Source organism: Herbidospora galbida (genome assembly GCF_005233835.1).
Classification (GTDB): Bacteria; Actinomycetota; Actinomycetes; order Streptosporangiales; family Streptosporangiaceae; genus Herbidospora; species Herbidospora galbida.
On the sequence record NZ_SZQA01000099.1, the window covers coordinates 1 to 3,668 of the forward strand.

The 3,668-nt window shown below is 74.5% G+C and carries 5 protein-coding genes; 3 read left to right on the forward strand and 2 right to left on the reverse strand.

The window, feature by feature from the left end; genetic code table 11:
- Window positions 1-122: 122 nt before the first annotated feature.
- Window positions 123-989: an alpha/beta hydrolase gene (locus tag FDA94_RS38775; RefSeq protein WP_137251999.1), complete on the reverse strand. Its 867-nt coding sequence runs from the start codon at window positions 987-989 to the stop codon at window positions 123-125.
- Window positions 990-999: 10 nt separating this feature from the next.
- On the reverse strand, window positions 1,000-1,221 hold the full coding sequence (locus tag FDA94_RS38780) for a hypothetical protein (RefSeq protein ID WP_212735710.1): 222 nt from the start codon (window positions 1,219-1,221) through the stop codon (window positions 1,000-1,002).
- Between the two features lie 108 nt (window positions 1,222-1,329).
- Between FDA94_RS38780 and FDA94_RS38785 the strand changes: the two genes are divergently transcribed.
- From FDA94_RS38785 to FDA94_RS38795, 3 genes are all read left to right on the forward strand, one after another.
- Entirely contained in the window at window positions 1,330-1,689 is a 360-nt protein-coding gene (locus FDA94_RS38785; protein WP_246060394.1) for a MarR family winged helix-turn-helix transcriptional regulator, read from the forward strand.
- Window positions 1,690-1,743: 54 nt separating this feature from the next.
- The gene (locus tag FDA94_RS38790; protein WP_137252001.1) at window positions 1,744-2,532 is read left to right on the forward strand and encodes a TSUP family transporter; all 789 of its coding nucleotides are present in this window, start codon (window positions 1,744-1,746) and stop codon (window positions 2,530-2,532) included.
- 66 nt (window positions 2,533-2,598) lie between these two features.
- Window positions 2,599-3,668 (forward strand): hypothetical protein (locus FDA94_RS38795; protein WP_212735711.1); only part of this gene is annotated, 1,070 nt, incomplete at its 3' end.

Below are 3,668 nucleotides of genomic sequence, written 5' to 3' on the forward strand. Positions count from 1 at the left end.
ATGGTCGGCGGGACCAGGCGAGTAATTGTTCTCGTTCGTTGTCAGTGAGCACGATCGGCACTGCTGTCGGCAACGGCATGGGACATCGCTGCCCACTGACAACGCATTAACGCTTCAGGACACTAGAACGACGCCGTGAGGCGGTCGGCGGCGTACGCCCTGGCCTCCGCCGCCTCGGGGAAGAAGCCGGGCAGGCCGAAGAAGCCGTGCAGGGTGCCGGGGAAGCAGCGGTAGGCGGCGCCGAGGTCGGCCGCGTAGCGTTCGCACTCGGCGGTCAGCGGGTCGTGTTCGGCCGTGATGACCGTGGCCGGGGCCAGGCCGGTCTTGTCTTCGAGCAGGGCCGGGGCGAATCGGGGGTCGGTGCGGTCGGCGGCGCCGGCGTACTGGTCGAAGAGCCAGGTCACGCGGGCGGTCTCGAGGTTGTGGTGGCCCTCCTCGGCGAAACCCTTGGTGTCGGTACGCATCTCCGTACACGGATAGACGAGCAGCTGGTGCGTGAGGGTCAGCCCCGCGTCGCGGGCCAGGGCGGCGCAGACGGTGGCGAGGTTGGCCCCGGCGCTCTCCCCCATGATCGCGACCGTCTCGTGGTCGCGCAGGACCCTTTCCACCACGGCCCAGCAGTCGTCGACGGCGGCCGGGAACGGGTGCTCGGGCGCGAGACGGTAGTCGATAGAGACGACCAGCGCGCCCGCCCGGACCGCGAGGTCGCGGCACATCGGGTCGTCGACGTCGGCGCTGCCGAAGACGAAGCCGCCCCCGTGGACGTAGACGACGACCGGGAGGTCGCCGGGCGCAGGGCGGAAGATCCTGACCGGCACCCCGGCGATCTCGGTGTCGGTGATCTCGTGCAGGGGGATTCGCGGGCTCCGGCCCTCGGCGTCGCCGTCGACGGGACGGCTCTCCTGGATCTCGGCGAGGGTCGGCGGGACGTAGTCGACGGCCGGGGGGAATCGGTCCAGGTAGGCGCGGGCGCGGTCGTGCAGTGTCATGCCCCGCACCCTAACCCCGCCCCCTTCCGGTGATCAGCAGCAGCAGGCCCGCGATCGGGCCCTCGACGGGGCGGCCGGAGCCCACGCCCCACGCGCAGTCGGTCGCGACCAGCTCCAGGCCCGCGATGGCCTTCCCGGCGCGGAACGGGAAGCCCATCGTCCAGACGCGGTCGGCCGCCGCCATCGCGGCCTCGACCGGCATCGGCCGGTCGCGGCCCAGCGGGAGGGCCATGTCCTGGCCGTGCACGAGGGCGTCAGCAGCTCCCGGGCGAGGGCCACGCCCGGACGGGTGTGGGCCAGGGTGAGGTGGGCCGCGACCTCCCGGGCCATGGAGGCCCGCGTGAGCGCGGCCATCGAGGAGGCGGGATGCGCGTTCACCATCGCCCAGGGCCGCGTCCTGGCCAGCATCGGCCCCGACGGCACCAGGATCGGCGACCTGGCCGAACCAGCCGGGGTCACCAAGCAGACCGCGACGTTCCCGGTGAACCAGCTTGAGAAGGCCGGCTACGTCGAGCGGGTGCCCGACCCGGCGGGCGCGCGGGCGCGGCTGGTGCGGCTGTCGGAGGCCGGGGCCGGGGTCGCCGTCGCGCGGAAGGTCGAGGTCGAGGCCGAGTGGGTCGCCCATCTGGGTGAGCCCGACGCCGCCGCGCTGCGCCGGGCCCTGGAACGCCTCCGCGAGGTCACCGGCCCTTATCGGTGATTTCAGTCATTCCCTACTATGTTCGTGGACAATCGTCGGCGGAGAGACCGGGACATGACTGAAGTGGCGCTGGCGCTGGTGGCCGGTTTCCTGGTGGCGGCGCTCGGCACGCCGGTCGGGGTGTCCGGCGCGGTGTTCCTGCTGCCGCTGCAGGCGAGCGTCCTGGGGGTGAGCGGGCCCGCCATCAGCGCGACCAACCTCGTCTTCAACGCGATGTCGACCCCCTTGGCGCTGCTGCGGGCGCCGGGGTTCCGGGGGCGGGCGGCCGAGCTGCTCGTGGTCGCGGGCGCGTGCGTGCCGGCGGCGGTGGTCGGGGCCTACGGGCGGGTGACGCTGTTCGCCGATCCGGCGCGGTTCCGCCTGCTGGTGATCGCGGTGCTGGCGCCGCTGGGCGTCCAGCTGCTGGTGCGGGCGGTGCGAAAGGCGCGGGTGCGCGACGGCGACTCGCCGCCCGTCCGGCCGCTGCCGCTGGCGGTGCTGGCCCTGGTGACCGGGGCGATCGGGGGGACGATCGGGATCGGCGGGGGGTCGATGCTGGCGCCGGTGCTGGTGGCCGTGGCGCACCAGAGCGTGGCGCGGGCCGCGCCCCTGGCCCTCACGTCGACGCTGTCGACGTCGCTGAGCGGACTGGTGGCGTACAGCCTGTTCGACGCCTTCCACATCGGGACGCCGCCGGCCGCGCCGGTCTGGCACGTCGGGATCGCGACGGGGCTCGGCGGGATCGCCGGGGCGCTGCTCGGCGCGGCCGTGGCCCGGCGCGCGGGAGAGAGGGCGCTGACGCTGCTGCTCGGGACGACGGCGACGGTGACGGCCGTCGGTTATGTGGTGCAGCTGGCCCGGTGATGGCAAGGCCGTGTCAAGGCGGCGTGGTGATGCTGCCGGGAAACGTGCCTCCCCTCCTGGAGCGTTATGAGACACCTCCGGCGGCGGCTGCTGATCAGCGCCACGATCGCCGCCTGTCTGTCCTCCCTGATCACCCCCGTCACCTCCGCGGCGGCGGATCCGGCGCCCCCGCCGGCCGCCCTCGGGCTGTCCTCGGTCCAGCCGGAGCTGCGCGACCGCGTGCTCGGCGCGGGCTGGCACGCCTCCGCCGACGTCGCGCTCGCCGCGACGGGTGACGCGACCGGGTTCCACGTGCTCACGGCCACGGCCGCCACGGGCTACCAGTGGCGGACCGTCGCCACGCTCAGCGAGCCCGGCATGGACACCGACCAGTGGATCGGCAACGCCTGCCTGACCGGTTCCGGCGGCAGGATCGTGGCCGTCTACGCGCCGCGCCACTTCACCAACCGCCCGTGGCTGTTCGGCCGGGGCGCGTTCGCCGCCGTCGTCGACGTCCAGACCGGAGCGGTCACCAAGCTCAAGGACCAGGTGACGCTCGCCTACTTCAACCCGGGCTGCGGGGCCGGTGACACGGTCGCGCTCACCCAGGGCGTCAGCGACCGGCACGGCACCACCCGCCTGCTCACCGTGGACACCGTCACCAAGCGGGTGACCCGGGCCGTCGTCGCCGAGGGCCAGGTCACCTCGGCCGTCCCGGTCGGCGGCACGGTCGTCGCTGCGCACGGGACGCGCCTCGTCGAGGTGCAGGACGGCGGGGCGCTCCGGCAGCTCGCGGACGCCGGTTCGGTGCCCTTCGACCTGCGCGCCACCGCCGACGGCGGGGTCGCCTTCGCCGCGCGCGACGGGGAGTCGGTCCGGATCCGGCAGTACGCCGCCGGCCAGACCCGCGAGCTGGCGTCGGGGCCGCTGGGCGAGCTGAGCGTACGGTCGGGGGCGAACGGCCGCGTCTTCCTCGTGGGCCGGGCCGACCGGCAGGAGGCCCTGCCGCAGGGCGTCTCCCTGCTGGACGCGCCGGCGTCGGCGACCGTCTCGTCGGAGGGCGGCCTGGCGATCACCGCCGCCGCGCGGCGCGGCCTGCGCGCCGGGCCCCTCGCCTCGGCGCAGGGCGACGACCGGCGCGGGAGCAGTCCCGACCG